The 3583-nt window shown below is 73.7% G+C and carries 3 protein-coding genes and 1 pseudogene; 2 read left to right on the top strand and 2 right to left on the bottom strand.

Translation table 11 applies throughout. The features are described 5' to 3' along the window. Nucleotides 1-100: 100 nt before the first annotated feature. Nucleotides 101-1126 carry a GlxA family transcriptional regulator gene (locus tag AOK22_RS35730; protein WP_055702853.1) on the bottom strand — a complete coding sequence of 342 codons (1026 nt, stop codon included), beginning with the start codon at nt 1124-1126 and terminating at the stop codon, nt 101-103. A 71-nt stretch (nt 1127-1197) separates the two neighbouring features. Between AOK22_RS35730 and AOK22_RS35725 the strand changes: the two genes are divergently transcribed. Then, nucleotides 1198-2514 carry an MFS transporter gene (locus AOK22_RS35725; RefSeq protein ID WP_055702852.1) on the top strand — a complete coding sequence of 439 codons (1317 nt, stop codon included), beginning with the start codon at nt 1198-1200 and terminating at the stop codon, nt 2512-2514. Here the strand turns inward: AOK22_RS35725 and AOK22_RS35720 are convergent. Further along, nucleotides 2504-3175, bottom strand: a complete 672-nt coding sequence (locus tag AOK22_RS35720) for a flavin reductase family protein (protein WP_079037041.1) — start codon at nt 3173-3175, stop codon at nt 2504-2506. The genes AOK22_RS35725 and AOK22_RS35720 overlap by 11 nt on opposite strands. 102 nt (nt 3176-3277) lie before the next feature. On the opposite strand from AOK22_RS35720, the pseudogene AOK22_RS35715 reads away from it, so the two are divergent. Further along, a pseudogene (locus tag AOK22_RS35715) lies at nt 3278-3583 on the top strand (hypothetical protein); the annotation flags it as partial.

Below are 3583 nucleotides of genomic sequence, written 5' to 3'. Positions count from 1 at the left end.
CCACGGTGCCGAGGGGCGATAAAGGAGGCCTCAAGCCCGGTGCATGCGGGCGCCGCGCCGGGGCCGGGGCACCGTTAAGGGGGCGTCCGCCACGGTGGGGTCAGTGAGGGGACGGCGTCGGGCGGAATGTGCGGCGGTACGCCGTGGGGGTCACCCCCAGGGCCACCTGAAGGTGCTGCCTCATCGACTGCGCCGTACCGAATCCCGCATCCCGCGCCACCTGATCGACGGAGAGATCCGTCGACTCCAGCAGATGCCGCGCCCGCTCCACCCGCTGCTGCGTCAGCCACTGCAGCGGACTGACCCCCACCTCCTCCCGGAACCGCCGCGTGAACGTACGGACCGACATGGCCTCCTGCTCCGCCATGTCCCGCAGCTGCAGCGGCTGGTCGAGCCGCCCGAGCGCCCACGCCCGCGCCGCCCGCGTGGTCGCCAACTGCGGCTCGGGCACGGGCCGTTGGATGTACTGGGCCTGGCCCCCGTCCCGGTGCGGCGGCACCACCGTGCGCCGCGCGACGTCGTTGGCGACCGCCGTCCCGTGGTCCCGGCGCACGACATGGAGGCACAGGTCGATCCCCGCGGCCACGCCCGCCGACGTGAGGACGTCCCCGTCGTCGATGAACAGCACGTCCGCGTCGACGTCGACCCGCGGAAAGAGCCGCTGGAAGTGCTCGGCCATCGACCAGTGCGTGGTCGCCGGACGTCCGTCGAGGAGCCCCGCGGCGGCCAGCACGTACCCGCCCGTGCAGATGGCGACGAGCCGCGTACCCGGCCGGATGCGGGCCAGCGCCGCCGCCAGCTCGTCGGTGAGCCTGCCCTCCTCGAACACCGGGCCCAGTTCGTACGACGCCGGGATCACGACCGTGTCCGCCTCGGCCAGCGCCTCCGGCCCGTGCTCGACCAGGACCGAGAAGTCGGCGTCCGTGCGCACCGGCCCCGGCGCCCGCACGGAGCAGGTCACGACCGAGTAGAGGTGCTCGCCCTCCGCGGTGCGCGCGCGGCCGAAGATCCTCTGGGGGATGCCCAGTTCGAAGGGGATCACCCCGTCCAGGGCGAGGACGACGATGCGGTGCTCGCGCGGGGCGGGCGAAGCGGGCGAGGAGGGCGTGTCGGCGTGGGAGGCCATGGCCCGATCCTAGCGAATGCTGTCCCTCGGGCCACTCGTTCGGACCGGACGGCTCTCGGATGCTGTAGGACGTGACCCAGACAACCGAGACGCCCGCGCGGACCTCCCCGCAGGACGGCCCCGAGCGCCGCACCCGTCGTATCCACCGCGCGTGGTTCGTCGCCGCCGTCACGTTCGTGACGATCATCGGCGCCGCCGCCTTCCGCTCCCTGCCCAGCCTGCTCATCGACCCGCTGCACGAGGAGTTCCACTGGTCGCGCGGCACCATCGGGCTCGCCGTCTCCATCAACCTCGCGCTGTACGGCCTGACCGCGCCGTTCGCCGCCGCCCTGATGGACCGCTTCGGCATCCGCAGGGTCGTCGCGGTCGCCCTGTTCGTGATCGCGTGCGGCTCCGGTCTGACCGTGTGGATGGACTCCGCCTGGCAGCTGCTGCTCTGCTGGGGCCTGCTCGTCGGGCTCGGCTCCGGCTCGATGGCCCTCGCCTTCGCCGCCACCGTCACCAACCGCTGGTTCACCGAGCGGCGCGGCCTGGTCACCGGCATCCTGACCGCGGCCTCCGCGTCGGGGCAGCTGATCTTCCTGCCGCTCCTGGCCTGGATCGTCGACACGTACAGGTGGCGGCCCGCCGCCGTCACGGTCGCCCTCGCGGCCCTGGTCGTCGTCCCCTTCGTCTGGCTGCTGCTGCGCGACCACCCCGCCGACATCGGCCTGAAGCCCTACGGCGCCAAGGAGTTCGTGCCCAAGCCCGCCCCGGTCACGGGCGCGGCGCGGCGCACGGTCGGCGCGCTCTTCACGGCCGCGCGGACCGGCCCGTTCTGGCTGCTCGCGGGGAGCTTCGCGATCTGCGGCGCCTCGACGAACGGGCTCATCCAGACCCACTTCGTGCCCGCCGCGCACGACCACGGCATGGCCCCCACGGCCGCCGCCTCGCTGCTCGCCGTCATCGGGGTCTTCGACATCGTCGGGACCATCGCGTCCGGCTGGCTCACGGACCGCTTCGACTCCCGGCGCCTGCTCGCCGTCTACTACGCGCTGCGCGGCGTCTCGCTCCTCTTCCTGCCGCTGCTGCTCGCCCCGAACGTCCACCCGCCGATGGTCTTCTTCATCGTCTTCTACGGCCTCGACTGGGTGGCCACCGTCCCGCCGACCCTGGCCCTGTGCCGCGAGCAGTACGGCGACGACAGTGCGATCGTCTTCGGCTGGGTCCTGGCCTCGCACCAGGTGGGCGCCGCCGTCGTCGCGTTCCTCGGCGGCGTGGTGCGCGACTCCTTCGGGTCGTACGACGTGATCTGGTACGCCTCCGGGGCGCTGTGCGCGGCGGCGGCGCTGATGGTGCTGGTCATCCGGCGGCGCACGGAGGCCGCCCCCGTGGCGCTCAGCGCGTGAAGCGGCCGAAGGCGCCCTTGTGGAAGAGGAGCGGCGCGGTCTCGCCGTCCGCCGTCCCGAGGGCGTCCACCCGGCCCACCACGATGAGGTGGTCGCCGCCGGTGTGCACGGCCTGGATCGTGCAGTCGATCCAGGCGGCCGCGCCCGCGAGCCGCGGGGAGCCGGACACCGGCGCCGCGTCGAACTCCACCCCGGCGAACTTGTCGGCACCGCTCACCGCGAAGCCCCGGCACAGCTCGCCCTGGTCGGCGCCCAGGACGTTCACGCAGAAGACGCCCGCGCGCGCGATCCGCGGCCACGTCGTCGACGTACGCGCCACCATGAAGGAGACCAGCGGCGGGTCCAGGGAGAGCGACGCGAAGGACTGGCACGCGAAGCCGGCCGGGCCGGTGGGTGCGGCGGGTCCGGTGGGTCCGGTGGGGGTGCGTTGTGTGCCGGTTTCGGGGTGATCGCGCTGTGTCGGCGGTGCCGTGATCACCGTCACGCCCGTCGCGAAGTTGCCCAGTACGCGGCGGAATTCGCCCGGATCGAGCGGTGCCCGCTCGTCGTCCCCGACCGCGCGCAACTGCGGGCGCGGCAGCGCCTCGACGGGGCCCGTGGTGGGCGCCCCGACCGACCTGAGGTATCGGACGGCGGTGGCCGCCATCCCTGCGTGTCCCATCACGCCATCCATTGAACCTGACGGGTCGTCAGATGGGAAGGGTGCGGCCGGACGGGAAGGGCGAGGTCGGACCACTCCTGACCCGCGCGTATCTTCACCCCCATGACGTGGGGGAATGCGCGCGGCAGTGCGCGGGGGACGTGGGGCGACGGCGGCGTACGGGCCGCCGCCGCGGTGAGCGCGGCGCAGTGGCCGGTGGCCGGCCTGGTGGCGTTCGTGCTGTCGCTCGACGACGACAGCTACGGCGCCGCGGGCGGTCCCGCCTTCGGCCTGGCCTGCGCCCTCGTCTTCGCGCCGCTCCTGCTGCCGGTCGTCGGACTGCTGCACTCCGCCGTGCTGACGCTTCCCGCGGTCTGGCTCGGCCGGGCGGGCGCCGGGTGGTGCGGGCGCGAGCGGGATGCGGGGGCC

This window comes from Streptomyces silaceus (genome assembly GCF_001419745.1).
Taxonomy (GTDB): Bacteria; Actinomycetota; Actinomycetes; order Streptomycetales; family Streptomycetaceae; genus Streptomyces; species Streptomyces silaceus.
Note: the sequence above shows the minus strand (reverse complement) of the source record. Positions and strands in the feature narration are given on the sequence as shown.